Here is a 26,214-nt window from a genome sequence, read left to right on the forward strand (position 1 = left end):
ACCCCAGAACGTCGTCGACGGGAGTAGGCCCTATGTCAAGCATTGGAACCAAGGCGCTACGGATCGCTGTTGTGGCGACCCTGGCGTTGTCCACCGGGGTGCTGGCGGCGAGTCCGGCACAGGCCGCGCCGTCCAACTGCTCGGTCGGCAGCACCCTGCCCTGGGACGCGTGGGGGCAGTGCCAGAGCGGCACTGGTGAGTACCGCGTCAAGGGGAACTGCGGCTGGTTCGGCGGCGGTTGGCGAGTCGGCCCGTGGCGGTCGCCCAACGGAATCAGCTGGGCCGAGTGCGCGGGGCCTGGCTTCGTCATGACCAGTAGGCAGATCGAGTACAGGTAGCCGATCGGGGGCGCGCGAGATCCTGGAGGTTCCGGGGCTGCCGGACAAGTTCGTTCCAGGATCTCGCACGAGCCGCGCCGACGGCGCTCAGGCCGGGGTACGGCAGGCGGCGTCGATGCGGTGGACCGGGCGGACCCGGCGGCCCATGCCCTCCAACAGCGAGTCCTCGACGTGGAAGTTGTGAATGCGCAGTTGGTGGCGGGGCAGCTCCTCCTCGCTGGGGCAGAGCACCTGGGCGCGGACCAGGCCGACCGGGACGTACCGGACGCCGCCCTGTTCCTGAAGGATCACCATGTTGACGTCGTCGGTGGTGACCACATGCCCGCGGACGTCCTCGGTGGGCCCACTCTCCGGACCCACAGTGGTGACGGTCAGCGGCAACACCGGCGTGCTGATCACCGGCACCGAAGCCCAGAGCAGGGTGGCCAGCACCGCCACCTCGGTCACCGACGCAAGCGGCCGGATCACCATGCCCGGCAGTGGCCCCGCGATGAAGAGCGCCAGCAGCGGAGGCACCACGAGAAGCGCCAGCACCAGCAACTCATCGCCCTGCTGCACCGCCGCACGCAGCGTGGGCAGCATCAGCCAGCCGTACCCGGCGAGCAGCGCGCCGATCAGCAGCAGCCGAGGCACGACCCGCTCGTGCAGCCGCCCGGGGCGCAGTTGGAACGCGGCCACGAACGCCGGCAACAGCAGCGGAAGATAGAGCAGTGGCCAGGTGATCAGGGCGAGCAGGAAGCTGGCCAGCACCACCCAGGCCGGGGTGATGTCGGCCCAGCGGGCGAAGAGCGGGCGGCGACGAGTGCCCGGCGGCAGTCGATCCGCGCTGACGGCCAGCACAGCGCCGAGCGCGAAGACGGCGACCAGGCCGGTGGAGAGCAGCCGGGCCGCAGTGGTCAGGAAGCCGGCGAGCAGGTTGACCGGCCCGACATTGGCCACCAGCAGCAGCGTGGTCTGGAGCTCCCCGCCGGCCTCCACGCCGAGGCGGAGCACCGAGAAGATCGCGGGTACGCCCACTGCGGCCGTCCAGAACGACTGGCTGGCGCGGGCGCGCCGCTCGGCCGGATCCCAGCGCACCCGCCCGGGCTCGACGTCGGCGACGACCGGCTCGGCCGGTTCGGCGACCGGCACGCCGGCAGGCCAGGCGACGTCATTGGCCGCCGGGCTGTCGATGGACGGCGACGCTGCGCCCGTACCGTCGATTGTCGGCGCGTCGTCGCCGAGCCCCGACGTGCGTGGCGGCGGGACCGGCCCGTCACCGCCGGTGGCGGTCGGCGCCGCGCTCACTTCGCCGGCGCCTTGTCGTCGAAGTCGACAAGCTTCGGCACCTCCAGCGGCTGCGGCTGGCGCTTCTCGGCCTTCAACCACGGGCCCAGGGTCCGGTTGTACGCGGTCTGCCAGGGGCTGGCATCTCCGTCGCGGCCCTGCTCGTAGCTCTTCTGCAGGAAGAACGCGACCAGGTCGCGCAGCGCCGGATCGCCGATCGGCACGCCGATGCCCAGCAACTCGCTGGTGCCGAACGGCATGTCGACGATCTCGAACTCCTTGGGGAAGCTGGCCAGGAACCCGGCAAGGATCGACTCGTCGGAGCTGACGGCGTCGTACCGGCCCTTCCGGATGCCATCGACGCAGTCGCCGACGTCCTTGACCACGAACGTCTTGACCTGGTGCTTCTCCAACTCGGCCTCGGTGGTGGAGCCGCCGCTGGTGCAGACCTTGTAGGCCGGGTCGCGCAGATCCTCGATGGTGCGGATCCTGTCCTTGAGTCGGGTCGGCACCATCACCTCCTGTGTGGTGACGAAGTACGGCCCGGCGAAGCTGACCAGCTGCTTACGGTCCTCCGTCATGGAGAAGCTGGACACCACGAGGTCGACGGTGCCGCCCTGGAGCGACGGGATGCGGTCCTCGGTGGCGACCGAGACGAACTCCAGCCGCTGTTCCCCCTCGTAGCCGAGGGAGGCCGCGACGTACCTGGCGATCTCGACGTCGAACCCGACATGCTGGCCGTTTCGCAGGTCGCCCATGAGCGGCTCGTTCGTGGCTACACCGATGCGGAGCTTCGACTGACCGTAGATGTGCGTCTCGCGCATCTTCTCCTGCACTGAGGGCAGCTCCGGTTCCCTTCGGCTGTCGCAACCGGCGGCGGCGGCGAGCACGAGAGTGAGGGCTACCGCCAACGTCGACGCGATCGAACGGAGCCGGGGTTGCGAACTGCCTGAGTTCATGGGCGACCTCGCTGCCGGAAGAGCCTGCGGGACACCGAGAGTAGCCGTTCTTGTCCAATCCGTGTGCGTGCTGCGGGTCATGTCGAACGGGTCGCTCGGATCGACGTCCATCGGCGCGGCGGTCGGCTCTGCGGTTGACAGCCGGCCTCGTCGCGACATCCTGGACAGGTGAGCCGATTGTCGAGACCCGATGCGCGCACGGTGGCGGTGCTCGCGGCGCTGGGAGCCCTTGCGCCGCTGGTCATGCTGGTCGTGTGGCGCCGACAGGACCTACTCGGCGTGGTTCTCGCGCTGCTCTGCGTGTTGATGACCATGGTCGCCGGGGTCGCGGTCTCCGCCGCTCGTCAGGTCAACGATCCCGAGCCGGCGGACCGGTCGGCAGCCGTCGGGCCGCCCGAGCTGATGCCGTACGGGATCGACGCGGACACCCTCGACGCGCTGGACAGCCGGGACGCGTTGCGTGCGGTGCGTGACCGCCGACGCGGGTCGAACGGGCTCAGCGGCCGGTGAGCGTGGGCGCGGAGAGCGCGTCGACGCCCCGCCCCGCCAGACACCTGTAGGTCCGGTCGATGCTGCCGTCGACCGGCGGCAGCACCTCCAGGTGCCAGCCGCTCGCCTCGGCGATCCCGGTGGTCAAGCGGAACGTGGTGGCGCTGCACACCTGCCGCACCGGCTCAGCGGCGGCCACCTCGTCGTAGTCGGCCCCGACGAGCGACACCGGCAGGATTCCCTCGGCGTACGTCTCCCAGGTGTGTCGGCCGACGCAGGACAGCCGGGTCGCCTCGGCGCGGCTGCCCCGGATCCGCATCGGGCCGAAGCACTCCAGCTCGGGCAGACACCGGGCACCCTCGGGCAGGGCGGTCGGCGCGCCGGTGCCTGTCGCGCAGCCGGGCAGCGGCCCGGTCGCCGGTGCGGCGATCTGGGTGGCCGACGGGTACGGGGCAGGTGGTGGTGCCCGATCGGCGACCCAGGCCCCGGCGGTCGCTGAGGCGGCGAGCGCGAGCACACCGGCACCGCCGAAGAGCCAACGCCGCCAACGCCTACCGGCGGGGACCGTTCGCTGAGTGTCCTCGATGGGCGGGCGGGGCACCGGCTGGCTGGCCGCGTACGGGCCGGAGAGCGTCGCGCCACCGCTGACCGGAGCGCCACTGACCGGTGCCGCCGGCGAGCCGAGTGGCAGGTTGCTGAGCAGGTCGTGCAACTCCAGGGCGGACGGGCGTTCGGCCGGGTCGTTGGCCATCCCGGCGCGCAGCACGTCGATCAGCTCGTCCGGCACCCCGGGCAGGGCGGGGAGCGGCTGGTTGAACATCTCCAGCACGGTGACCAGGCTCGGGTTGCGCTCGGACTGCCAGCGCGGCGGCCGGCCGTGCATCACCGCGTAGAGGGTGGCGCAGAGCGCGTACACGTCGACGGCCGGCGACGGCGGGCTGTGGCTGAACATCTCCGGTGGCGCGTACGCCGGAGTGAGCACCTCCAGGGTGACCGAGGCGTCCCGGTGCTCGGCGAGGACGGCGAGCCCGAAGTCGGCGAGCACCGCCGAGTTGAAGGGCGAGTAGAGGATGTTTGCCGGTTTCACGTCCCGGTGCAGCACCCCGGCGGCGTGCGAGTGGGCCAGCGCATCCGCGATCTTGATGCCCAGGTCGCGGGCCTCCACCGGGCCCAGCGGCGACGTGCGCATCCGTTCGGCGTACGAGCCGTCGCAGAGTTCCATGATCAGGTAGGGGTGCTGATCGACGGTGACCCCCACGTCGAAGAGGTCCACCACGTGCGGGTGTGACGACATCCGGCCGGCCGCCCGCGCCTCACGCAGGAAGCGGGCCTGATCCCGCTCGCTGTCCAGCGTCCGGTTCTCCACCTTGACGGCGACCTCGCGACCCACGGAGATCTGGGTGGCTTGGTAGACGGTCGCGTACCCGCCCCGGGCAAAGACCCGCAAATCAGTCAGGCCGGGCACGATCGGCACTGGCAGGCCGCCGGTCGGGGTGTCGGTCACCGCTCGAAAATACCCAACCCGACCGATGGCTCAGCGCACCGCGTCCGCCGGAGCCGCACCGGCAGGACCGGTACCCTCCTCGGCGACCGCGGCCGTCCCGGCACCCTCGGACGATCCGACCCCGCCGGCCGGGATGCCCCGGCGGGCGTCCAGACGTAGACCGATGGCGGTGGCCACGGCGCCCAGCCCTTCCCACGCCGCCACCCCGAAGAACCGGCCGGGTGCGATGTCGGCCAGCACCGCGATGGTGAAGACGGTGAACGTGACGAGTCGGAAGACGACTGTGAACCGGTAGAAGGCCCGCCACTCGGTCACCGTGGCGAGCAGGTAGTAGACACCCATGTTGAAGGCCGCCATCGAGGACGCCAGCAGGAACGTCCCGGTGTGATCACCGACGGCCCGCGTCTCCGGCACCTCGAACCCGAGCATCCGTAGCTGCGCCTCCGGCCAGAGCAGCCCGACCGCGCCCATCACCAGCGCCAACACGCCGAAGACCGCGATGGTCCAGCCCGCGATGGATCGCGGCAGCTTCATGAAGGGCCTCCCCAGGCACGGCGACGGTCACCACTGTGGACCCGTACGCGGTGGTGACACGCTAGCCGCTCACCCCGACCACCACATCCCCGGAACCGGCAGAACCTGCACCCCTGCGCCCTCGCCAAAGTTGATCAAGATGACCCAACCCTCTGATCACCAGCGGGAGGTCAGACCAGGGCGGAGAGACGGGTACGGAGCGCGTCGGCTGCGGCGCGTTCGCTGCGCTGCTCGGTCGCGTACGCCAGGCGGACCGCCTCGTCCGCACAGGACAGCGCCTCCGCCGGTTGCCCGCAGGCGGCCAACGCCTCGGCCAGCACGCTCGCCGCGATCACCTGGCTGCGCACGTCCTCGGCAGGTGCGGTGACCGCCCGGCGGGCCCAGTCCAACGCCTGCTCCCGCTGACCGTGAGCGAGCAGCGCCGCAGCGTACTGGGCCATCGTCTGGCGGCGGGAGAAGAGCAGCGAGGGTGCGTTCGCGGCGGCCGTGGCCACCGGAGCGAGCAGCCCGACCGCGGTCGCGGGGTCGCCGGCGGCGAGGCGGGCCGTCGCCAACAACACCCGGGGCGCCACCTGGGCCGGAGCCTGCGGGTTGTGCGGCTCCACGGCGGTCAGCACCGCGCGGGCCACCCGCTCGGCCGTCTCGCAGTCGCCCATGTCCAACGCGACAAAGCCGCGCAGTGTCCCGGCCATCCCGGTGAGCAGCGGATGCGAGGTGCGCTCCGCGTACGCCAGGGCGTCGGTGAGCAGATCCGCCGCGTGCTCGGGCTCACCCAACCCGCGCGCCACCACCGCCCGGACCACCAGGGCGAACCCCCGCCCCCAGTCGTCCGAGGCGGCGGCGAACTCCCGGTACGCCCGCCGGGCCTCCCGGTCCGCCTCGGCCAGGTCACCCAGCTCGGCGGTGGCGAACGCCGCCACCGCGCGCAACGTGCCGACCGCCCACGCCTCACCGACCCGCTCGCCGAACGGCAGGAACACCTGCGCCATCCGACACGCCTCGCGCAACCGGCCGGCGAGCAGCCGGGCGAACGCCGTCGTGCCGCGCAGCCAGGCCCGCCCGTACGGGTCCTTCAGCTCGGCGAAGAGCCGGGCGGCCCGGCCGAGCACCGCGTCCGTACCGGCGAAGTCACCGCGGGTGGTGGTCACCCAGGCCAGGTTCTGCAGGGACCACGCCTGCCCGCGTCGGTCCTGCGCGCCGAGGCTGACCTGGTACGCGGCCGCCAACCGGCTGCTCGCCTGACTCAGCCGCCCCGCCACGAAGTCGGCCATGCCGAGCCGGCGCATCGCCGTGGCCCGCTGCGTGGGCAACCGACCCTCGGTCGCCACCTGCAACGCCTCCTGCCAGGCGGTCACCGCCCGACCCTGGTCGCCGAGGGTCTCCTGCGCCTGCCCCGCCAACAGCAGGGCACTGACCCGGGTGGCCTCGTCCCCCGCGTTCGCGGCGATCTTCTCGGCGTACGCCAACGCGTCGGCGACGCGACCGACCTGGAGCAACGCCCGTGCGTGCACCACCCGATCGGCTGCCGGCACCCCGTCGCGGGCCAGTTCGGTGGCGCGCTCGGCGTACTCGACGGCCATTGCCGGCTCACCGGCGGACAGCGACCGGCGGGCGGCCCGACCGAGCGCGGCGACGCCGAGCGGAACCACCGCGCGGGCCGGCGCGTCCGGGCGCAGCTTCACCGCGTCGGCGAGCGTGGCGGCCCGCTCGACGTGCGTCGCCACGAAGTCGTCCCGAGCCTCGTCGGTGAACCCACCCACCGTGCTGGCCGTGGCGTCGTCCACCGGCGCCGCCCAGCGGGCCAGCGCGGCGTGCCGCTCAGCCAACTCGGCCTTGCTCACCCCGGCGTACGCGGCCTCCCGCATGAGTGGTGTCGCGAACGCGTAGCCGCTACGCGAGCGGTGCAGCATCCGGCGTTGCAGCAACTCCTCGACCGCCCGGTCCAGCTCCACGGCGACCACTGCCGACGGCCTGCCGTCGCGGCCGCCGCGCTGCTCCCGCATCGCCTCCAGCGCGCCGGTCGGCACCGTGTCGCCGGTGACCGCCGCGTCGCGCAGCACCGACCGGGCGTCCGGCGGCAGCGCGTCGATCCGGGCCGCGAGCACGGCGGCGAGGTCCCGGGAGAGCAGCCGGCTGCCCAGCGAACCCGGCACCAACCGCCAGCCGGTCGACCCGCTCGGCTCCCGCTCACCGGCGCCGGGACGCTCCACAGCGGCACCCCGTGCGGACGCGGCACCGCGCACCGACTCGGTGGTGAGCGCACCCCGCTCGATCAGCAGGGTGACCAGCTCAGCCAGGTAGAACGGATTGCCCTGCGCGGTGGCGAGCAACCGGTCGGCGTCGGCCTGCGGCAGCTTGCCGCCGCCGAGGTAACTCGTGAGCAGCCGGGCCGCGTCGGCGCCGCGCAGCGGCGGCAGCGAGTGCACCTCGGCGTCCGCGACCCGGGTCAACGCGCCGGCGGTACGCACCAGCTCGGGACGGCCGAGCAGCAGCACCAGCACCGGCCCGGTGAGCCTGGACAGGGTCCACCCCAGCGCACTTATCGTCTCGGCAGTGGCATCGTGCAGGTCGTCCACCACGATCACCAGCGGCGCCTCCGAGGCGAGCCCGCTGAGCAGGTCGGCGACCGCGTTCGGCACCACCTCGGCATCGGCGGCCGGAGTGCCCGATCCGCCCCACTCGCCGCTGTCGGTGCCACCGTGCGCCGGTAGTTCGGCATAGCCGAGCAGGGCGAGCAGTTGCTCCGTGGCGATCGGCGCGGTCTCCGCACCGGAACGGGCGAGCCGCTGCCCGAGCCGACGCAGCCGCTCCTCCACCGCCGGGCGGGTCAGCGCGGTGGACGCGTCGCTGGGCAGACCGACGGCGGCCCGCACCAGGTCGGCCAGGGGCGCGAGCCGTCGCCGCTCCCCGAACGCGGCACAGCGCACCGACAGCACCCGGGCCCCGGTGTGCGCGGCGTACCTGCCAGCACCGACGTCGTACCCGGCGGCGAGGCGCTCCACCTCGGCGGCGAACCGGGACTTGCCGATACCCGCCTCGGCGGTCATCAGCAGTACCCGTGGATCGCCCTGGTCGATCACCTCGGCGAGCCGGCCGGCGACCCGGCCGATCTCCGTCTCCCGACCGACGTACGGCGCCTCGTCGCCGAGCCCCGAGCGGGTACCCGGGGCGTCCAGCAAACCCAGCAGCTCGTACGCCTCGACCGGCTCACGCTTGCCCTTGAGCCGCAGCGGGCGCAGCGCCCGCCAGGAGGAGACGTGCCTGGTGGCCGCGGCGGTGCGTCCACCGGCGTAGACGGCCCCGACCGCGGCGGCGTCGGCGAGCCGGGCCGCCGTGTTCACCGTGTCGCCGATGACCGTGTACTCGATGGCGGCCTGGATGCCCGCGATGACGTCGCCGGTGTTCAACCCGACCCGCAGCCCGAGCGGCGCGCCGCCGCCCCGCTCGTCGTCGAGCACCCGGCGGACGGCCCGTTGCATGGACAGGGCGGCCCGGACAGCGCGTTCGGCGTCGTCCTCGTGCGCCACCGGGGCGCCGAAGACGGCCATGATGCCGTCACCGGTCAGCTTGTCGACGTGCCCACCGAACGTCTTCACCGCACCGGCGAGCGCGGCGAGCACCCGGTCGGTGACCGCGCCGACGCGTTCCGGGTCGAGGTCCTCCGACCAGGAGGTGAACTCGGAGAGGTCACCGAAGAGCACGGTGACCACCCGGCGCTCGGCCGCCGGCAACGTGGCGGCTGCCGGCAGCGCGGCACCACAGTTGTGGCAGAACCGCGCGCCGGGAACGGCAACGGTTCCACACACGGGGCAGGTCACATGTGCTCCAACCCACTGACCCCGGGCGCGGATTCCCCGGTGTCGACGCCCAGATACTCCAGCTGGGCACGGACCGACCATTCGGCCGCCCACCAGAGTGAACGGTCCACGTCCGCGTAGACCGTCGCCACCACGTCGGCAGGGGTGTGGGCGCCGGCGGCGACCGCCGCCCGGACCTGGTCGAGCCGGGCCCGGCGGTGGGCGAGGTAGAAATCGGCGGCGGCGGCGCAGTCGGCCAGCGCCGGGCCGTGCCCGGGCAGCGCCGGAATCCCCCGGTACGCGGACAGCAGCTCCAGGCTGGTCAGGTAGTCACCGAGGTGTCCGTCCGGGTGGGCGACCACGGTGGTGCCCCGGCCGAGGATGGTGTCACCGGTGAGCACCACCCGCTCGTCGTCGTGCTCGACCAGGAAGCAAACCGAGTCGGCGGTGTGCCCCGGCGTCTGCACCAGACTGATGTGCAGACCGAAGCCGCCGAAGTGCTCGCCCGGCGCGGTCAGCGGCTCCCCGCCGATGGTGTGCGCCGGGTCGACGGCGAGCACGTGCACGCCGCCGAGCAGCTCACTCAGCCGGGCCGCGCCCTCGGTGTGGTCGGGGTGGCCGTGGGTGATCAGGATCAGCCCGATCGGGCCGTGCTCGGCGATCCTGGTCAGGTGCCCCTCGTCCGCCGGCCCCGGGTCGACCACGATGGCGTGCTCGGCTGCCGGGGCGCGCAGCACCCAGGTGTTGGTGCCGTCGAGGGTCATCGGCCCCGGGTTCGGCGCACGCAGCAGTGAAACCCAGCGGGGCAACTCGTCGGCAAGCGCCGCCACCGCCCCCGTCACGTGCCCGCTCATGGCTGCGATCGTACGACCCCGCCCGCCACACCCCACGATCTTGCACTTGCGGCCCCTGATTCATCCCCGTTCAGGGCTTTCGTCCGGGCAGGAAGTGCAAGATCGCGGGGCGATGGGGACGTGTCAGGCGACCTCGACGATCAGCTCGATCTCCACCGGGGCGTCCAGGGGCAGCTCGGCCACACCTACGGCGCTGCGCGCGTGGCGGCCGGCCTCCCCGAAGACGGTGCCGAAGAGATCGGAAGCACCGTTGATCACGGCGGGCTGACCGGTGAAGCCGGGCGCGGACGCCACGAAACCGGTCACCTTGACCACCTTGACCACGTTCTCCAGGCCGACCAGCGAGTCGACCGCAGCCAGCGCGTTGAGCCCGCACCGCTGGGCCAGATCCTTCGCCTGGTCGGCGGAGATCCCGGCGCCCACCTTGCCGGTCGCGAGCAGCTTGCCCTCGGCCATCGGCAACTGGCCGGAAACGTACACGTGCTGCCCGGACTGCACGGCCGGGACGTAGCTGGCCACCGGCGGCACGACCTCGGGCAGTTCGAGACCCAGCTCGGCGAGCTTCGCGTGCGGACCGTTGCTCACGCCTTGGGCCGCTTCAGGTAGGCGACCAGCTGGTCCGGATTCGGGCCGGGGACCACGGCGACGAGTTCCCACCCGTCCTCGCCCCAGTTGTCGAGGATCTGCTTGGTCGCGTGGACCAGCAGCGGGACCGTGGAGTATTCCCACTTCTGCATCGCTGAAGGGCTCCCTCTCGGTGCGGAATTGTTCGAGGGACAGCCTACGGTCCGCTGACCGGACGAGGTACGGGACGCTGCTCCGGCGCGGCCGGCAGCTCCCCGCAGCGCCCTTCGTGCTCGTACCCCTGGGGGCAGCGGGACCGGTCGGGCAGCAGCAGATCACAGAAGACCCGGTGCCTGTTGTTCTGATCGTCGGCGTTGGACACGGTGGTCTCGCCGGCGTCCAGCTCGGGCAGGAACCCCAGGGACACCGCGACCCGGCCGGCCAGCACTGTCGCCGCCGCCAGATTCGGCACCCGGATCGGCAGGTGGATGACGAAGCCCGCCTCGTCGTCGTCGCGGGTCCGCTCGGCGGGCTGAGTCGACACCCGAGCCGTCTCCACCTGCTCCGGCATCCGGCGGTACGACCGTTCGTTGATCGGCTGGTTGGTGACCTGCCCGCCGGCCTCGACCACGGACCCGGGCCGGCGGGGCCGGTCGTTCGTCGGGAACTGGGTGCGAGGGATGTTGTCCGCGTCGCGCATGCACTGCCTCCGGTCGTACCTCTCGGACCATGCTTCCGGCCCGGACCCATTCGTCCGTTCCGGCCCCCGCACCGGGACGAAGGTAGGTCTGTGGCCGCAGTCCCGCCAACAGGACGCGCACAAGGGGGCACCAACAGTCACATATGCGACACACCGCAGGTCGGAGGCCCGACACCGAATCGGACCCGGGTACCGCCGACCGGATCGGTGGGCCGTGCGGCACGGCCGCGGAGACACCGATCCGGTCATCGACCGCTACCCTTCCGGTCGGACGGTCGCGCAGCGCCCGGCCGCCCGCTCGATCACGCTCGGCGCCAGGGGTGGCGGCGGGCGCCGCACCCCTGGGGGAAAGACATGACCCACCCGCCCAGCGGCGACCAGGCCGGCACACCCACTCACCCGCCGGCCCACCCGGAGCCCGCCGGTCAGCCCGGCACGCCGGCCATCCCCAGCCAGCCGACTCCCGCTTCGCCGCCCGGGCAGCTCGCCCTCCCCGCATCCCCCGCCCAGCCGGCGCTCCCCGCCGCCCCCAGCTCACCGGCCTTCCCCGGGCAGCCAGCCGGCCCCACCCAGCCGACCTTCCCCGGGCAGCCGGACGGGCATGGCGGCCCCACCTCGGCCGCCGCGCCGACGTCGCCGGGCACCCCGAACCCCTCGCCGATTCCCCCGCCCCCGGCCGCCTACCCGCCCTACCAGGGCACGGCTGAGCCGAAGAAGAAGCGCGGCCTGCTGATCGCGGCGATCGCACTGGTCGTGATCATGGTGCTCTGCGTGGGCGGCGGTGTGGTGGCCTTCCTGACCCTGCGCGATGCCGAGACCGGCGAGGGCGCCAAGGAGCCTGCGGTCGCCGTCGACGAGTTCCTGACCGCGGTCTACAAGGATCGCGACGCGACCAAGGCGGCCAGTCACGTCTGCGCCGCCTCCCGCGACGACGACAAGATCGCCGCGAAGGTGGCCGAGGTGGAGAAGTTCGCCTCCACCTACCAGAACCCGCGCTTCCGGTGGACCACCCCGAAGGTGGACAACCAGACCGGGGAACGGGCCACCGTCTCGACCCGGCTCACCATGACCACCGCCGACGAGAAGGTGGCCGACCAGGAGCTGCGCTTCACTGTGGTGCAGAAGACGGGTTGGTGGGTCTGCGAGGTCGCGTGACCGCCCAGCCTGGATAGGCTCGACGGGTGTGTGCAGCTGAGCGTCCGATCGACCCGGCCGGTACCGGATGGCCCGCGCGCCTCCACGTCGTGACCGGCAAGGGCGGCACCGGTAAGACCAGCGTGGCGGCGGCGCTGGCTCTCGCGCTCGCCGCCGGTGGCCGGCGCACCCTGCTGGTCGAGGTGGAGGGGCGGCAGGGCATCGCCCAGCTCTTCGGCATCGACCCGCTGCCCTACGAGGAACGGCACCTCGCCGACGCCCCGGGCGGCGGTGAGGTGCGCGCGCTCGCGGTGGACGCCGAGGAGGCGCTGCTCGAGTACCTGGACATGTTCTACAAACTGGGCGCGGCGGGCCGGGCACTCCGCAAGCTCGGCGCCATCGACTTCGCCACCACCATCGCGCCCGGCCTGCGGGACGTCCTCCTCACCGGCAAGGTGAAGGAGGCCACCACCCGCACCACCGGGCAGCGGCGCGCGTACGACGCGGTGGTGCTGGACGCCCCGCCGACCGGGCGGATCGGCCGGTTCCTCAACGTGACGGCGGAGACCGCCCGGTTGGCCAAGATGGGCCCGATCAAGACCCAGAGCGAGGGGGTCGCCGCGTTGCTGCGGTCCCCGATGACCGCGGTGCACGTGGTCACGCTGCTGGAGGAGATGCCCATCCAGGAGACGGTCGACGCGATCGCCGACCTGACCGGCCTCGGCTTCGGCGTCGGGAAGGTCATCGTCAACGGTGTCCGACCCCCGCTGCCCGCCGGACCGGCGGTCACGGCGGCGGAGTTGCGGCGCGGGCTGGTCGCCGCCGGGCTGCCCGCCGACAGGGGCATCGTGGCCGGGCTGCACGATGAGGCACGTGACCAGCTCATCCGGCGCGAACTGGAGGATTCGCTCCGCGCCGACCTGGTGGAGTTGGGGCTGCCGATGACCGAGCTGCCGTTGCTGCCGGACGGGGTGGACCGGGCCGGCCTCGCGACGCTGGCCCAGGCCCTCGTCCGCGCCGAATGACTCACACCTGAGCGCAGCACGGGCGCGCGGACCCACCGGCCCGATACGCTCGATTGGTGCCTTCCGAAGACGCGGCGCCGCAGCTGGACGTCGACCAGATCCTCGCCGACCCGGGCGTGCGGATCGTCGTGTGCTGCGGTGCCGGCGGAGTGGGAAAGACGACCACGGCCGCGGCGCTGGCGCTGCGGGCTGCCGAGCACCACGGCCGGCGCACGGTGGTGCTCACCATCGACCCGGCCCGCCGGCTGGCCCAGTCACTGGGCCTGACCGAGCTGGACAACACCCCTCGCCAGGTCAAGGGCATCGACGTCGAGAGCAACGGCGGCGAGTTGCACGCCATGATGCTGGACATGAAGCGCACCTTCGACGACGTGGTCTTGCAGCACACCGACCCGACGAAGGCCGCGGAGATCTTCGCGAACCCGTTCTACCAGGCAATGAGCTCGACCTTCGCCGGCACCCAGGAATACATGGCGATGGAGAAGCTGGGCCAACTGCACGCCCGGGGCGAATGGGACCTGATCGTGGTGGACACGCCGCCGTCCCGCTCGGCACTTGATTTCCTGGACGCGCCGGCTCGACTCTCCCGTTTCCTCGACGGCCGGATGCTGCGCCTGCTGCTGGCCCCGGCGCGCACCGGCGGCCGGAGCATGTTCAGCCTGGTCACGGCCTCGTTCGGGATGTTCTCGAAGGTGGTGCAGAAGGTGCTCGGCGCGCAGCTGCTCACCGACCTGTCCGGCTTCGTGGCGGCACTGGATTCGATGTTCGGTGGTTTCCGGCAGCGCGCCGAGCAGACGTACCGCATCCTGCAGGCACGGGAGACGGCCTTTCTGCTGGTCGCGACACCGGAGCCGGACGCGGTCCGGGAGGCCGCCTACTTCGCGGGCCGTCTGCGGGACGAGCGGATGCCGCTGGCCGGCCTGGTGCTCAACCGGGTGCACCGCCCGGCGGTCCCGGAGCTGGACGCCGAGCAGAGCCGGGTCGCCGCCGAGCGGCTGACCGAGCTGGGTGGGCACGAGGCCACCGCGGACGTGCTGCGGGCGCACGCGACGCTGGCTCGCCAGGCGGTACGCGAGCAGCAGGTCGCCGCGCGCTTCACCGAGGCGTTCCCGGCCGTGCCGGCGGTTTCGGTTACGGCGCAGCCCGCCGACGTGCACGACGTCGACGGGCTACGGACAATCGGCGCGGCGATCAGCCGGCCGTGACCGGCGTCAGTTGGCCGCGCTGACGAGAATCTTGTCCTTGCCAGCCTTGTCCTTGCTGTTCTTCTTCATCGCGGCCTCGAACATCTTGCGCCAGCTCGTCACCTGCGGGTGACGACGCAGGAGCGCCCGCCGTTCGCGTTCGGTCATGCCGCCCCACACACCGAACTCGATCCGGTTGTCCAGCGCGTCGGCCAGGCACTCGTACCGAACTGGGCAGCTCCGGCAGATCCGCTTCGCCACGTTCTGTTCGGCGCCCTGTACGAACAACGCGTCCGGGTCCCCGTTCTGACATGCCGCCAGTGACGGCCAGTCAGTGATCATGCCCATGTGTACACGTCCCCCCTTGCAGTACCTACCGACCTCGTCGATGCACGTCAGCCGGCAATTCCCCCCGATCGCCCGGCCTGCCTTCCCCAAGGCGGCACGGACGACATGTGGCGCTGTCGCCGCCCCCATCATGCTCTGTAGTCGACTGATTACGCAACGTTGTCGGCGAAATCCATCATTCCGGACACTCCCGGCTTCCCGGGCCTTCGACCGCCGGTTACCCCGCCGAGGTCAGCGATAACGCTGCGCCGCCTCACTGAATCGGAGGAGACTCACGCCAGGTCACACGCAACCAAGCACCGGGGGTCGTGCGTTTAGCACAACGAGGGCAGCGCGCGCAGGAAATGGGGAAAGAACGCCCCAGCGCCCCTCGTTCCCTACTCGCGTACCCTGTCGAGGTGACCTGGATGCGGAAACGTGACCACAATGTGCTGACCAACGCCGCATCGCTACTCGTGTGTGGCCTGTTGGCCGGCGTGGTGGTCGCTGCGGCGGCCTTCCCCGCGGTAGCGATGTCCGGCCTGGCCGCGAAGGCCGGCGCCGAGACCTTCGGTGCCCTACCCACGGAGCTGACGGTGGCCCGCGCGCCACAGATCAGCTACCTGCTGGCGTCGGACGGCAAGACCCCGCTCGCGACGATGTACGACGAGAACCGGCGCGACGTGAAGCTCGCCGACATCTCGCCGTTCATGCAGAAGGCCATCATCGCGGCCGAGGACCATGACTTCTACAAGCACAACGGCGTCGACATCAACGGTGTCGCCCGCGCGTTCGTCAACAACCAGAGCGAGGGCAGCGGCCGGCAGGGCGCCTCGACGCTGACCATGCAGTACGTCCGGCTGGCCATCGCCTACTCGGCCACCCACCCGGCCGACGTGGTCGCGGCGACCGAGGACACCAGCGCCCGCAAGCTCCGCGAGATGAAGCTGGCCCTCCAGGTCGACAAGGAATTCTCCAAGGACGACATCCTCACCCGCTACCTCAACCTCGCCTCGTTCGGCAACGGCGCGTACGGCATCTACGCCGCCAGCCAGGTCTACTTCGGCAAGCCACCGAGCAAGCTGAAGATCGAGGAAGCGGCGTTGCTGGCCGGCATGGTCAAGGCGCCGACGACGAACGATCCGACCACCGAGGCCGGTTACCCGCTCGCGCTGGATCGGCGCAACTACGTCATCCAGAACATGGTCGACATCAAGGCCATCACCCAGCAGGAGGCGGACGCCGCCAAGGCCACCAAGCTGGTGGTGAAGGACAAGCGCACCCCGAACGGTTGCGTCGCCGCCAACGTCAACGAGTGGGGCTTCTTCTGCGACTACTTCTACCGCTGGTGGATGGATCAGGAGACGTTCGGCTCGACCACGTACGACCGGGAGCGCCGGTTGAAGAGCGGCGGCTACACCGTCGTGACCTCGATCGACATCCAGGCGCAGCGCGGCGCGGACAAGGCGGTCCGTAAGGCCAAGAGCGTGAACAGCAAGGAAGCCGCCATGGTCGCGGTCGTCGAGCCGGGCACCGGCCGGGTGCGGGCGCTCGCGGTCAACCGGCAGTTCAAGCTCGACGACCCGAAGAACCCGAAGAACAAACTCTCCAGCGATCCGGCGAAGAGCAAGAAGAAGATCCGAGGCAACTACCCGGCGACCGTCAACCCGCTGCTCACCGGCGGCAACGGCATCACCGGCTACCAGGCCGGCTCGACCTTCAAGATCTTCAGCATCGTCGCCGCGTTGGAGAAGGGCATCCCGCTCAGCTACTCGATGAACGCGCCGCAGCAGTTCAAGTCGGAATACATCATCGACAGCAGCAGCCCGGCGGCCTGCAAGGGCACCCACTTCTACTGCCCGACCAACTCCGGCCTCAAGGCCGGCGGCGTGCAGACCATGTGGAGCGCCTTCAGCGCGTCGGTCAACACCTACTTCGTCCCGCTGCAACAGCAGGTCGGTGCGGAGAAGGTCGTCGACGCCGCCCGACGGGCCGGCATCCAGTTCCGGGCGAGCAACGACGCCAGCTTCGCCGCGACCAAGGAGGCCGCCCACCAGTGGGGTGCCTTCACCCTGGGTGTCTCCTCCACCACGCCACTCGACCTGGCCAACGCGTACGCGACCCTCGCGGCGGACGGCAAGTACTGCGAGCCGATCCCGGTGCAGGAAATCCGGGACCCGGAGGGCAACAAGCTGGACATCGCCAACCCGCGCTGTGAGAAGCGGTTCAGCACCGAGGTGGCCCGGGCCGCCGTGGATGCCGCACGCTGCCCGGTCGGCGACAACTCCAGCACCAGCAAGTGCGGCGGCAGCCGCACGGCCGCCAACGTGAAGGGCATCGTCAACGCGCCGGTGGCCGGTAAGTCCGGCACCACCGACTCGGAGAAGACGGCCGCCCTGGTCGCCATGACCAAGCAGTACTCGGTGGCCGGCATCATGGCCGACCCGGACTGGCCGCAGACGAACGTCAAGATGAAGCACAAGGAGAAGGACGGCATCAACCCGCCGGTGTACGAGACGCTGCGGGACGCCATGGTTGGCAAACCGCGGATCCAGTTCGAGGCGCCGGGCCAGAAGATCTCCGAGGGTGACCAGCGCAGCATCCCCGACGTGAAGTGCGTTTCGGTGGATCAGGCGAAGTCCCGGCTCAAGGGCGCGGGCTTCGAGCCGGTCGTCTCCAGCTCGAAGGTGCCGTCCTCCTGCAAGGCGGGCGACGCGGCCGGCACCAGCCCGGACGGACGCACGATCAAGGGTGGCGTGGTCACCATCCAGGTCAGCAGCGGCGGCGGCACACCGGGCAACACGGACGGCACGCCCGGCAACCCGCCCGGCAACCAGCCCAATCGACCCGGCGGACGTCCAGGCGGCTGAGCCGACGGGTAGGACACAACGGGCGGGCACCCTCCTTGGGTGCCCGCCCGTTCCGTCTGTCCAGCCCTACCTGTCGCCGGCGACCACCGCCGCGTGACGTCGCTGGTCGCGCCGGGTCAGAGACCGAGCTGTCGGCGTACCTCGGCGGCCACCCGGCCACCCTCGGCCTGGCCCGCCACCGCGGCCTGGGCCGCCTTCATCGCCGGGCCCATCTGGGCCTTGCCGGTGAAGCCGCCCGCGGCGAGCGCCCCCGACACCAGCTCGGTCAGCTCGGCGTCCGAGAGCTGCTTGGGCAGGTAGCGGTCCAACACCTCACCCTCGGCGCTCTCCTTCGCGGCCTGCTCGGCGCGGCCGGCGTCGGCGAAGGCGGTGGCCGCCTCCCGACGCTTTTTGGCTTCCTTGGTCAGCACCGCGAGCACCTCGTCATCGGTGAGCTCGCGCTTGGCCTTGCCGGCGACCTCGGCGGTGCCGACGGCGGCCAGGGCCATCCGCAGCGTGGAGGTGGTCAGCTCGTCGCGCGCCTTGAGCGCGGAACGCATGTCGGCAGTGAGGCGGTCCTTCAGCGTGCTCATGGACGGTCAAACTACCCTGAACGCCATGCGAAAGCGCACACTATTCCGGCTCGCCGCCGGAACCGCCACGATCGGCGCGGCCACCCTCGCGTACGCGTCGCTCGTCGAGCGCAACATGTTCACAGTGCGGCGGTACGACGTGCCGGTGCTCCCGGCCGACGCGGAGCCGCTGCGCGTGCTGCACCTGTCGGACCTGCACATGATGCCCGACCAGGCGCGCAAGCAGCGCTGGGTGGCGTCGCTGGCCGCCCTCGACCCCGACCTGGTGGTGGTGACCGGCGACAACATGGCGCACCCGGGCGCGGTGCCCGGGGTGCTGCGGGCCCTGCAACCACTGCTGGACTACCCGGGTGCCTTCGTGTTCGGCTCCAACGACTACACCGGGCCGGTGTTGAAGAACCCCTTCACCTACTTCCTGCCCGACCGGGAGTACACCGAGGGCGTCGAGCTGCCCTACGAGGAACTGCGTCAGGTGTTCACCGGCGCCGGCTGGGCCGACCTCAACAACGCCCGGACCACGCTGAAGGCAGGTGGCCGGCAGCTCGACCTGGTCGGCGTGGACGACCCGCACATCGACCGGGACGACTACCCCGCCGTGGCCGGCGCGGTGTCGTCCTCGGCGGACCTGTCCATCGCGCTGACGCACTCACCCGAGCCACGGGTGCTCGACCAGATGGCGGCGGACGGCTTCGGGCTGCTGCTGGCCGGGCACACCCACGGTGGTCAGGTCTGCGTACCGGGCTTCGGCGCGCTGGTGACCAACTGCGGCCTGCCCCGCTCGATGGCGCGCGGTCTGCACCGGTGGCCGGGCTCGGACTCCTGGCTGCACGTCTCCGCCGGCCTCGGCACCCACCCGACCGCCCCGGTCCGCTTCGCCTGCCCCCCGGAGGCCAGCATCCTCACCCTCATCCCCCGCTGACCCGGGTTGCCCGCCGCCCTCTCCCCCTCCCCCGATCCAAGATCCGCGGCGGGGTCGGGGCGGCGGGGGTACCGAGTTTGACCATCAGGGCGGGTGGGCTACTATTTGTCGGCACGCCTCGGGGTGTGGCGCAGCTTGGTAGCGCGCTTCGTTCGGGACGAAGAGGTCGTCGGTTCGAATCCGGCCACCCCGACCAGAGGCAAGAGGGCACATCCGGTGGATGTGCCCTCCGGCATATCCACGGCCCCCAGCGGCGACCACGTCCCGTTGAGTTCGCGCTGGTCCACCGCAGCGGACCGGGACTCTGTGCCGCGTCTGCCACCAGCCTTCAACCTTTTGGCCCTCGACGGAGTCGTGAGAGGTAACCAATCGAGGCGAGGGCTTATGGCAGTTGACGACGAGCATTTTCGAGAGTTCGTCGAGGCGCGCTACATGGATCTCCTGCGCGTGGCGTACCACCTCACCGGTTCGACCCAGGATGCCGAGGATCTCGTGCAGGCCGCGCTGGTGAAGGTGATGCGTCGGTGGCGTCGGGTCGACGATCCGATGGCCTACCTGCGACGAGTCATGATCAATCAGCACATCAGCATGTGGCGCCGCCACCGGATGCACGAGGTGGTGACGGCGTTCTTCCCAGAGCGGCCCACCCGGGACATGACCGAGACGGTGACCGAGCGGCGCGCCCTCTACGAGGCGATGCGGGCGCTGACACCTCGGACCCGTGCCGTGATCGTGCTTCGGTACGTGGTCGATCTGCCGGAGGCGGAGGTCGCGGCCGCTCTCGGCTGCTCCGTCGGGTCGGTCAAGAGTCGCGCGTCACGAGGGTTGGCTCGCCTGCGTCTGGCGCTGGCACCGGAGACTCCGCCACCGACTGCGACCCCGACACCAGTGTCAACTGATCCAGCACCGACCGGGACGACGAGGATGACGGGGGTAACACCATGACTGTCGACGATGAGCTGAGCCGGGCGCTGTCCGAGCTGAGCAGGACACTCACCCCGCAGCCGGATCCGTACGGCCGGGCAAGGGCGCGATACCGACGGAGCCGGCAGCGACGCCTCGGCGGGCTGGTCCTGGCCCTCGTGGTCTCGGTCGGAAGCACGGCCTTCGCCATCGCCAGCCCCGGCCGGACCACGCAGCCACTACCGGCCGACCCGACCGAGTCCATCGCACCCGTGCTGGCGTGGTCGGACCGGCTCCTCCAGTCGCCGCCGCGCGGCGCGGTCGCCGGGGACAGCAGCTATGTGCGTCAGCTCTCCGAACAGTTGTTGGCCGCCCAGCGCCGGGGAGAATTCTCCCGCCTGACGGTGCCGGTGAGCGGGGTGAAGATCCTCTTCGCCGACGATGTGGACGGCCGGCGGGTCGCGCTCGCCGCCTTCGTCCGTAGCCAGCCCGATCCGGTCACCGGTTGGCCGAGCGCCGCGGTGTGGCTGGTCGCCGACGAGGGGGCCAGCGCTCAGGAACTGGCCAGCACTGCCGCCGTCCGAGGGGTCAGCGACGCTCTGGAACCCTACGAGAGCCTGGCCGTGGATGGTCCGGAGTCGGCGCACGTCGCGATCGCTCCGACCGGCTGCGTCTTCCTCAGCTCACCGTTGCCCGACGGCGACACCTTCCGGTGGGCCCCGGAGCCGACCGGGTCCTACCTGGTCCGTACGGCGAAGACCAAACGGCCCGAGTGGTGGCGGGTCGACTGCGGCGCGGTGACTCGTCAGCTCATGCCCGGGCCGGGTTCGCTGGCCAGCAAGCCGATCACCGACGCGCAGCTAGCGACGGCGATGTCCCACGTACGCGGCAGTGTCGAGCAGCAGCGTGCCCGAGAGTTGGTGTACGAGTGGGCCCAGTCGGAGGGTTACCGCCTGACCGCCCTTCCGAGCGTGGTGTGGGGCGGGCACGTCGCTGGCCTCCCCACCGACCCGGCCAGCGAGTCGCCGAGCGCCGGAGAACCGTCGGCGGAGGGCGCCCAGGTGACGGTCCTGACTGCTCCGACGGTGGGCGGCGGCTGGGTCGGCGAGGTGTCGATCGCCCCCGATCAGCCACGGTCCGACGGCGTGCTCAGCACCGGTGCCTCCTTCACCACGATGACTGACCCGACCGATCCCTCCGGCGTGCTTGCCGTGTCCGTCGACGATGGCGCCGCCGGTGACGAGGGCCAGCAGGTCCTGCTCGTGGTGACGCCGGCAGCCGCCACCACGGTGCGCGTCCTGCGGGATGGGCAGGAGGTGGCGAGGAGCGCCGCCAACGGCTCCGGAACGGTCATGCGGGTACCCCGCCCCACCGACGGCCTCGTATTGGAGGCGCTCGACGGGTCCGGCAGGACCATTGCCGGCGGCCAGGTGGCCGAGCAGGGTGCACAGCGGACACCCGAGACCGACACCTGGAACCAGGAGTGATCACGTCGGGGTGAACCGCTGGCGGGAACGCCTCGCTGACCGGCGGTGCTGCCGACTTATAGGTGTTTCTACCGATCCCCGAGGCGCTTCCACCCCTAACGCCAGCGACACGCCACACCGTCAGGTTCGGGTCTGCCGGCCCGGCGGCACGGTGGCGCTGGCGTCGTGGACGCCGGAGGGCTTCATCGGCGACCTGTTCCGCACGGTGGGGCGGCATGTGCCGCCACCGGCGGGGCTGCGCCCACCTGTCGAATGGGGTGACGAGGGCCGGGTCCGCGAGCTGCTCGGCGCCGCGGTCAGCGACCTGCGGGGCGGTACGCCGGGAGTTCGTCTTCCGCCTCGGCACACCCGAGGAGTTCGCCGACTTCTTCCGGGCCAACTACGGGCCGACGTTGAAGGCGTTCAAGGCGGAGCTAGCCCGCACGCACAACCGCGCCACCGACGCCACGATCCGCATCCCCGGGGAATACCTGGAGGTCGTGGCGCAACGGACCCCCGACCCGGCCTGACGCCTGTCCGTGCCACATCGTTGGAGGTGGCACGGGCAGGTCAGTCCTGCCGTTCGGTGCGCTCGATCTCCGCGAACGCAGCGGCCAGGTAGTCGTCCAACGGCACGCTGGTCGCCGTCAACAGGTCGGCCACCAGCAGCGGGGCGTGTCGGGCCAGAGCCGACGCGTCCGGAGGTGACTCGTCGCCGTCGGGGTCGTACACCCCCAACGCGCCGGCCAGCAGGACGAGCACCACGTGCGGGTCGACGTCCGAACGCCACCGCGTCGACTCCTGTACGCAGCGGGTCAACACCTGGCGGATGTCGTCGCCGGCCAACCCGTCCGGGTGGCTCTCCTCCAGCAGCAACCGGACCACCGCGCCGAGCACCAGGCCGGAACGCTCGTCCGCGGCGAGACCGACGACCGCCTCGTCGTACGCCCGACCGTCGCGTGCCTGGGCGGCGGCGACGGCCGCCGTGGCGGTCACCGCGATGGCGCGGGCGGTAGCGGGGAGATGTCGCCAGGTGCCGGTCATCGCGCCAGCATCGCAGACCCGGCGGACAGCGACGGCCCGCGATCACGGCGAGTGGATCAACGTGGGATTGGTCACCCGACGGCCCGGTGACCGCGAGGCGTGGCCGAAACAGTTCGCGCGGCGTCAGACCCACCGAACAGAATGCCGGCATGCTGCGTCGTGCCCTGCCCCGCCGTTCGGAAGCTCGCCGGCTCCTCATCGGCACTCTGCTGTCGGCGATCGGGCGGGGTCTGACCCTGCCGTTCCTGTTCATCTACCTAACCGACGTACGCGGGCTCACCGACACCCGTGCCGGGCTCGTGATCGGCTGGTACGGCGTGGTCACCCTGGCCCTGTCGCCGCTGGGTGGGACGCTGATCGACCGAATCGGCGCCCGCCGGGTGGTGGTGCCCTGCCTGCTGATCGAGGCGATCGGCACCGGCTCGCTCGCGCTGGTCCACTCGACCGGCTCCGCCCTGCTGGTGATGACGGTGATCGCCATCGGCAGCTCGGCGATCTGGTCCGGGCAGAACACCATCCTCGCGTCGTTGACCGACGACGACGAACGGCAACGCGTCTTCGGGCTGAACTTCGCCCTGCTCAACCTCGGCATCGGCATCGGTGGCATGACCTCCGGCGCGATCGTCGACACCGCACGGCCCGGCACCTTCCAGACGATCTACGTGCTGGACGCGGTGACCTACCTGCTGCCGGCGCTGATCCTGCTGACACTGCCCGGGGTGGGCCACCGACTCGGCAAACGTCGGGGCGTCGACGAGCCGTCGCCCGGCGGCTACCTGACGGTGCTCCGTGACCGCCCGTTCCGGCGGCTGGTGATCTTCGGGCTGATCCTCACCACCTGCGGGTACGCGCAGGTGGAGGTGGGCTTCGCCGCGTTCGCGGTGCGGGTGGCCGAGGTGAACCCCCGGGTCGTGGCCTGGGCGCTCGCGGCCAACACCGTGATGATCGTGCTCGCGCAACTGCTGGTGATCCGCCGGATCGAGGGGCGCAGCCGCACCGGGGCGCTGGCCGTGGTGGGGGCGGTGTTCGCCGCCGCCTGGCTGGTCCTCGGCGCAGCCGGCCTGGTCAGTGGCGAGAACGCCGTCCTGGCCGCCCTGTGCGTGGTGCTCTGCTCGGCGATCTTCGGCTTCGGCGAGACGATGCTGTCCCCGGTGATGCCCGCACTGACCAACGCGCTGGCCACCGACGACCTACGCGGCAGGTACAACGCGATGAGTTCGATGATCTTTGGCGTCAGCGGCGTGATCGGCCCAGTGACCGCCGGCCCGCTCATCGGCGCCGCCCACGGCATGGTCTGGGTCGCGACCGTGGTGGGCGGCTGCCTGATCGCGTCGCTTGTCGCGCTCTCCCTGCGCCGACTCCTCACCACGGAGCAGGACGGCCTGGCGACCGCAGCCCCGGCGTCCCCCACCCCGGCCCTCACCTGACCCCTCCGCGCGCCCCCGTGACATGCCCGCACCCCGCACCCGCACCCCGCGCCGCCCCTGCCCGTGTCAAGCACCCCGCACCCCGCACCCCGCACCCCGCACCCCGCACCCCGCACCCCGCACCCCGCACCCCGCACCCCGCACCAAGATCGCGCTCGATCCTGGATGTAGTGGCGTCCCCGCGCGCCGAGGCCACTACATCCTGGTTCGAGCGCGATCTTGCCCGAAGCGCGCGCGGGGGCGGGCGGACACGGGCGGACACGGGCGGACGCGGGCAAGCGCGGACGCCGGGGCGGAACGGCGCGGCGCAGGTGGTGTCTGGGACGGGTCGGGCCCCGGAGCTGGTGCTCCGGGGCCCGATGATCGCGAGGTCGGCCGTCAGGCGGCGGGGACCTCGGCGGTGGTGCGGATCCGGTCCAGCGTCGGTGCGGAGACCGGCGACTGGGCGGTCAGGTAGTCCACGAAGGCGTCCAGGTCGATCTGGCCGGTGACCAGGTTCGTGCCGCCGGTGAGGGCGCTGAAGCCGTCGCCGCCGCCGGCCAGGAAGTTGTTCACCGTCACCCGGTAGGTGGCTGCGGTGTCGACGGCGGTGCCGCCGAGGGTGAGGCTGCCCCGGACCACGCGGGTGCCGGCGCACGGGTCGGCGACGGTCCCGGTGGTGCCGTTCGGGTCGACCACGTAGCCGACCGTGGCCGACGGGTACAGCGTCCGACCGGTGACGAACTGCTGCTCCAGAACGCAGTAGAGCTGCGCACCGGTCAGGTCCAGTGTCACCAGGTTGTTGGCGAACGGCTGCACCGTGAACGCCTCCTCGTAGGTGACCGGGCCTGCGTCGAGGTCGGCCCGGACCCCGCCCGGGTTCATGAAGGCGGCAACCGCGTTCTGCTCGTCGTCGGTGGCGGCGAGCTGCGCGTCGGCGATCAGGTTGCCCAGCGGCGATTCGCCCAGACTCGTACCGAAGAGGGTTTCCTGGGTCTTGGTGATCGCCTGGGTGGTCACACCGACCTGGCGGCCGGCGACCGGGCCGAGCTCAAACTTGTACCGCTCGATCAGCGCGGTCTGCTTCGGGTCCTTGGCCACGTCCCGGCTGACCACGACGTTGTTCGCGGCGGCGGAGAGCACGTCGCCGCTCCGACGATCGATCTTGAGGTCGATGTCGGTGACCAGGCGACCGAACGAGCTGGCACTGGTGACCAGCTTGCCGTTGATGTCGCAGTTGTACGCCTGGTGGGTGTGCCCGCTGACCACCACGTCGATCGACGGGTCCATCCGGTTGGTGATGTCCACGATGGGCCCGGTCATGCCGACGCAGTCGTTGATCCCGCCGGTCGCGGCCTGGGTGCCGCCCTCGTGCAGCAGAACCACGATCGCCTGTACGCCCTTGCGACGCAGCTCGCGCGCGTACCGGTTGGCGGTCTCCGCCTCGTCGGCGAAGGTGAGGCCGGCCACGCCCTGCTGGCTGACGATCTGCGGGGTGCCCTCCAGGGTCATCCCGATGAAGCCGACCTTGACGCCCTGCACCTTGTGGATCGCGTACGGCGCCATCAGCGGCCTGCCGGTCGCGGTCTTGAAGGCGTTCGCGGACAGGTACTGGAAGCCGGCCCCCCGGTACGGGGTGCCGTCGATGCAGCCGTCCACCGGGTGGCAGCCGCCGTTCTGGATCCGCAGCAGCTCGGCGGCGCCCTCGTCGAACTCGTGGTTGCCGACGCTGGCGTAGTCCAGCCCGGCCATGCTCAGCGCCTCGATGGTCGGCTCGTCGTGGAACGCCGCGGAGAGCAGCGGGGACGCGCCGATCAGGTCACCGGCGGCGACGGTGATGGTGTTCTTCTTCTTGGCGGCGGCGCGCAACTCGGCCAGGTGGGTGGCCAGGAACTCGACGCCACCCGCGAACTGCCCGGCGATGGTGCCGCTGGACCCGGTCGGCGGTTCGAGGTTGCCGTGGAAGTCGTTGAGGGCCAGCAGGGTGACGTCGACCGGCTTCGGCCGCGCGTCGGCTTGCTCAGGGCTGGTGGCGACCGCGCCGAAGGCGGCCACCGCGAGCGCGGTCAGGCCGACAGCGGCCCGACGCATCCCGGGTATGAACATGGATCTCCTCGTGAGAATCGGCGCGTACGGTGCCCGGCCTCTGAGTCGACCGGGGTCGCCGACGAACGCCGTCGAAAGGTTCGCGGATGGCGGTGGTTGAGCATGGCCCCCGCCCCGACAGCCTCTCATCCGGATGCCCACCGGTCGACCCGGGCAGCACATCGGAGCAGCGTGTACGCCGAGGTCGGAATCGATCACCGTTTAACGCGGTCTGCCGGACAGTGTCGGAGCCAGGGTCTAGAAAGGACGGGAC

24 protein-coding genes and 1 tRNA gene are annotated in these 26,214 nt (G+C 71.4%); 12 read left to right on the forward strand and 13 right to left on the reverse strand.

Annotated elements, in window-relative coordinates:
- Window positions 1-32 precede the first annotated feature (32 nt).
- Window positions 33-338, forward strand: coding sequence for a hypothetical protein (locus ACQP0U_RS31125; RefSeq protein ID WP_433314058.1), 306 nt, complete (start codon window positions 33-35; stop codon window positions 336-338).
- Between the two features lie 87 nt (window positions 339-425).
- Here ACQP0U_RS31125 and ACQP0U_RS31130 read toward each other — a convergent pair whose 3' ends face one another.
- A complete protein-coding gene (locus tag ACQP0U_RS31130) occupies window positions 426-1,625 on the reverse strand; it encodes a hypothetical protein (protein ID WP_433314060.1) in 1,200 nt (399 codons plus the stop codon).
- The gene (locus ACQP0U_RS31135; protein WP_433314063.1) at window positions 1,622-2,563 is read right to left on the reverse strand and encodes a transporter substrate-binding domain-containing protein; all 942 of its coding nucleotides are present in this window, start codon (window positions 2,561-2,563) and stop codon (window positions 1,622-1,624) included. The genes ACQP0U_RS31130 and ACQP0U_RS31135 overlap by 4 nt, the downstream gene beginning before the upstream one ends.
- Before the next feature lie 177 nt (window positions 2,564-2,740).
- Here ACQP0U_RS31135 and ACQP0U_RS31140 point away from each other — a divergent pair, with 177 nt between their 5' ends.
- Window positions 2,741-3,073, forward strand: coding sequence for a hypothetical protein (locus ACQP0U_RS31140; protein ID WP_433314066.1), 333 nt, complete (start codon window positions 2,741-2,743; stop codon window positions 3,071-3,073).
- Here the strand turns inward: ACQP0U_RS31140 and ACQP0U_RS31145 are convergent.
- The 7 genes from ACQP0U_RS31145 to ACQP0U_RS31175 all read right to left on the reverse strand — a co-directional run bounded on the left by ACQP0U_RS31145 (window position 3,060) and on the right by ACQP0U_RS31175 (window position 11,005).
- The gene (locus ACQP0U_RS31145) at window positions 3,060-4,556 is read right to left on the reverse strand and encodes a serine/threonine-protein kinase (protein WP_433314068.1); all 1,497 of its coding nucleotides are present in this window, start codon (window positions 4,554-4,556) and stop codon (window positions 3,060-3,062) included. The two genes, ACQP0U_RS31140 and ACQP0U_RS31145, sit on opposite strands and share 14 nt — an antisense overlap.
- Before the next feature lie 30 nt (window positions 4,557-4,586).
- Window positions 4,587-5,090, reverse strand: a complete 504-nt coding sequence (locus tag ACQP0U_RS31150) for a hypothetical protein (protein ID WP_433314069.1) — start codon at window positions 5,088-5,090, stop codon at window positions 4,587-4,589.
- Between the two features lie 170 nt (window positions 5,091-5,260).
- Window positions 5,261-8,908 (reverse strand): adenylate/guanylate cyclase domain-containing protein, encoded by a 3,648-nt coding sequence (locus ACQP0U_RS31155; protein WP_433314071.1) that lies wholly within the window; start codon window positions 8,906-8,908, stop codon window positions 5,261-5,263.
- Window positions 8,905-9,741 carry an MBL fold metallo-hydrolase gene (locus tag ACQP0U_RS31160; RefSeq protein ID WP_433314073.1) on the reverse strand — a complete coding sequence of 279 codons (837 nt, stop codon included), beginning with the start codon at window positions 9,739-9,741 and terminating at the stop codon, window positions 8,905-8,907. Before ACQP0U_RS31160 ends, ACQP0U_RS31155 begins: the two co-directional genes overlap by 4 nt.
- 123 nt (window positions 9,742-9,864) lie before the next feature.
- Window positions 9,865-10,326 (reverse strand): RidA family protein, encoded by a 462-nt coding sequence (locus ACQP0U_RS31165; RefSeq protein ID WP_433314075.1) that lies wholly within the window; start codon window positions 10,324-10,326, stop codon window positions 9,865-9,867.
- Complete coding sequence (locus ACQP0U_RS31170; protein WP_007466198.1) at window positions 10,323-10,478, reverse strand: DUF4177 domain-containing protein; 156 nt, start codon at window positions 10,476-10,478, stop codon at window positions 10,323-10,325. Before ACQP0U_RS31170 ends, ACQP0U_RS31165 begins: the two co-directional genes overlap by 4 nt.
- A gap of 44 nt (window positions 10,479-10,522) precedes the next feature.
- The gene (locus ACQP0U_RS31175) at window positions 10,523-11,005 is read right to left on the reverse strand and encodes a hypothetical protein (protein WP_433314078.1); all 483 of its coding nucleotides are present in this window, start codon (window positions 11,003-11,005) and stop codon (window positions 10,523-10,525) included.
- A 660-nt stretch (window positions 11,006-11,665) separates the two neighbouring features.
- Here ACQP0U_RS31175 and ACQP0U_RS31180 point away from each other — a divergent pair.
- The 3 genes from ACQP0U_RS31180 to ACQP0U_RS31190 are packed head-to-tail and all read left to right on the forward strand — an operon-like array spanning window position 11,666 to window position 14,369.
- Window positions 11,666-12,160 (forward strand): Rv0361 family membrane protein, encoded by a 495-nt coding sequence (locus tag ACQP0U_RS31180; protein ID WP_433321299.1) that lies wholly within the window; start codon window positions 11,666-11,668, stop codon window positions 12,158-12,160.
- A gap of 26 nt (window positions 12,161-12,186) precedes the next feature.
- On the forward strand, window positions 12,187-13,164 hold the full coding sequence (locus ACQP0U_RS31185; RefSeq protein WP_433314080.1) for an ArsA-related P-loop ATPase: 978 nt from the start codon (window positions 12,187-12,189) through the stop codon (window positions 13,162-13,164).
- A gap of 53 nt (window positions 13,165-13,217) precedes the next feature.
- The gene (locus ACQP0U_RS31190) at window positions 13,218-14,369 is read left to right on the forward strand and encodes an ArsA family ATPase (RefSeq protein ID WP_433314083.1); all 1,152 of its coding nucleotides are present in this window, start codon (window positions 13,218-13,220) and stop codon (window positions 14,367-14,369) included.
- Between the two features lie 6 nt (window positions 14,370-14,375).
- Here the strand turns inward: ACQP0U_RS31190 and ACQP0U_RS31195 are convergent, their stop codons facing one another.
- Complete coding sequence (locus ACQP0U_RS31195; RefSeq protein WP_030328078.1) at window positions 14,376-14,696, reverse strand: WhiB family transcriptional regulator; 321 nt, start codon at window positions 14,694-14,696, stop codon at window positions 14,376-14,378.
- Between the two features lie 407 nt (window positions 14,697-15,103).
- Here ACQP0U_RS31195 and ACQP0U_RS31200 point away from each other — a divergent pair, with 407 nt between their 5' ends.
- Complete coding sequence (locus ACQP0U_RS31200) at window positions 15,104-17,545, forward strand: transglycosylase domain-containing protein (RefSeq protein ID WP_433314085.1); 2,442 nt, start codon at window positions 15,104-15,106, stop codon at window positions 17,543-17,545.
- 116 nt (window positions 17,546-17,661) lie between these two features.
- On the opposite strand, the gene ACQP0U_RS31205 is transcribed toward ACQP0U_RS31200, so the two are convergent.
- Window positions 17,662-18,117 carry a GatB/YqeY domain-containing protein gene (locus ACQP0U_RS31205; RefSeq protein WP_030328082.1) on the reverse strand — a complete coding sequence of 152 codons (456 nt, stop codon included), beginning with the start codon at window positions 18,115-18,117 and terminating at the stop codon, window positions 17,662-17,664.
- A 25-nt stretch (window positions 18,118-18,142) separates the two neighbouring features.
- Here ACQP0U_RS31205 and ACQP0U_RS31210 point away from each other — a divergent pair, with 25 nt between their 5' ends.
- The 5 genes from ACQP0U_RS31210 (at window position 18,143) to ACQP0U_RS31230 (ending at window position 21,935) form a co-directional block, all read left to right on the forward strand.
- Window positions 18,143-19,036 (forward strand): metallophosphoesterase, encoded by an 894-nt coding sequence (locus ACQP0U_RS31210; protein WP_433314088.1) that lies wholly within the window; start codon window positions 18,143-18,145, stop codon window positions 19,034-19,036.
- Window positions 19,037-19,155: 119 nt separating this feature from the next.
- Window positions 19,156-19,232, forward strand: a tRNA-Pro gene (locus ACQP0U_RS31215).
- Window positions 19,233-19,420: 188 nt separating this feature from the next.
- Complete coding sequence (locus tag ACQP0U_RS31220) at window positions 19,421-19,981, forward strand: SigE family RNA polymerase sigma factor (RefSeq protein WP_433314091.1); 561 nt, start codon at window positions 19,421-19,423, stop codon at window positions 19,979-19,981.
- Complete coding sequence (locus ACQP0U_RS31225) at window positions 19,978-21,426, forward strand: hypothetical protein (protein ID WP_433314092.1); 1,449 nt, start codon at window positions 19,978-19,980, stop codon at window positions 21,424-21,426. The genes ACQP0U_RS31220 and ACQP0U_RS31225 overlap by 4 nt, the downstream gene beginning before the upstream one ends.
- Window positions 21,427-21,683: 257 nt before the next feature.
- Entirely contained in the window at window positions 21,684-21,935 is a 252-nt protein-coding gene (locus ACQP0U_RS31230) for a hypothetical protein (protein WP_433314095.1), read from the forward strand.
- Between the two features lie 40 nt (window positions 21,936-21,975).
- Here ACQP0U_RS31230 and ACQP0U_RS31235 read toward each other — a convergent pair whose 3' ends face one another.
- On the reverse strand, window positions 21,976-22,449 hold the full coding sequence (locus tag ACQP0U_RS31235; RefSeq protein ID WP_433314098.1) for a hypothetical protein: 474 nt from the start codon (window positions 22,447-22,449) through the stop codon (window positions 21,976-21,978).
- 149 nt (window positions 22,450-22,598) lie between these two features.
- Here ACQP0U_RS31235 and ACQP0U_RS31240 point away from each other — a divergent pair, with 149 nt between their 5' ends.
- Window positions 22,599-23,876 (forward strand): MFS transporter, encoded by a 1,278-nt coding sequence (locus ACQP0U_RS31240; protein WP_433314101.1) that lies wholly within the window; start codon window positions 22,599-22,601, stop codon window positions 23,874-23,876.
- A 378-nt stretch (window positions 23,877-24,254) separates the two neighbouring features.
- On the opposite strand, the gene ACQP0U_RS31245 is transcribed toward ACQP0U_RS31240, so the two are convergent.
- Complete coding sequence (locus tag ACQP0U_RS31245; RefSeq protein ID WP_433314104.1) at window positions 24,255-25,961, reverse strand: bifunctional metallophosphatase/5'-nucleotidase; 1,707 nt, start codon at window positions 25,959-25,961, stop codon at window positions 24,255-24,257.
- Between the last annotated feature and the right edge of the window lie 253 nt (window positions 25,962-26,214).

Origin of the sequence: Micromonospora sp. CA-269861, assembly GCF_050948505.1 — a bacterium.
Taxonomy (GTDB): Bacteria; Actinomycetota; Actinomycetes; order Mycobacteriales; family Micromonosporaceae; genus Micromonospora.

Coding starts and splice junctions, on each gene's coding strand:
- ACQP0U_RS31245 (WP_433314104.1), bottom strand. CDS start 25,961: ATGTTCATACCCGGGATGCGTCGGGCCGCTGTCGGCCTGACCGCGCTC.
- ACQP0U_RS31220 (WP_433314091.1), top strand. CDS start 19,421: ATGGCAGTTGACGACGAGCATTTTCGAGAGTTCGTCGAGGCGCGCTAC.
- ACQP0U_RS31170 (WP_007466198.1), bottom strand. CDS start 10,478: ATGCAGAAGTGGGAATACTCCACGGTCCCGCTGCTGGTCCACGCGACC.
- ACQP0U_RS31210 (WP_433314088.1), top strand. CDS start 18,143: ATGCGAAAGCGCACACTATTCCGGCTCGCCGCCGGAACCGCCACGATC.
- ACQP0U_RS31195 (WP_030328078.1), bottom strand. CDS start 14,696: ATGGGCATGATCACTGACTGGCCGTCACTGGCGGCATGTCAGAACGGG.
- ACQP0U_RS31235 (WP_433314098.1), bottom strand. CDS start 22,449: ATGACCGGCACCTGGCGACATCTCCCCGCTACCGCCCGCGCCATCGCG.
- ACQP0U_RS31175 (WP_433314078.1), bottom strand. CDS start 11,005: ATGCGCGACGCGGACAACATCCCTCGCACCCAGTTCCCGACGAACGAC.
- ACQP0U_RS31225 (WP_433314092.1), top strand. CDS start 19,978: ATGACTGTCGACGATGAGCTGAGCCGGGCGCTGTCCGAGCTGAGCAGG.
- ACQP0U_RS31135 (WP_433314063.1), bottom strand. CDS start 2,563: ATGAACTCAGGCAGTTCGCAACCCCGGCTCCGTTCGATCGCGTCGACG.
- ACQP0U_RS31200 (WP_433314085.1), top strand. CDS start 15,104: ATGCGGAAACGTGACCACAATGTGCTGACCAACGCCGCATCGCTACTC.
- ACQP0U_RS31205 (WP_030328082.1), bottom strand. CDS start 18,117: ATGAGCACGCTGAAGGACCGCCTCACTGCCGACATGCGTTCCGCGCTC.
- ACQP0U_RS31150 (WP_433314069.1), bottom strand. CDS start 5,090: ATGAAGCTGCCGCGATCCATCGCGGGCTGGACCATCGCGGTCTTCGGC.
- ACQP0U_RS31125 (WP_433314058.1), top strand. CDS start 33: ATGTCAAGCATTGGAACCAAGGCGCTACGGATCGCTGTTGTGGCGACC.
- ACQP0U_RS31240 (WP_433314101.1), top strand. CDS start 22,599: ATGCTGCGTCGTGCCCTGCCCCGCCGTTCGGAAGCTCGCCGGCTCCTC.
- ACQP0U_RS31160 (WP_433314073.1), bottom strand. CDS start 9,741: ATGAGCGGGCACGTGACGGGGGCGGTGGCGGCGCTTGCCGACGAGTTG.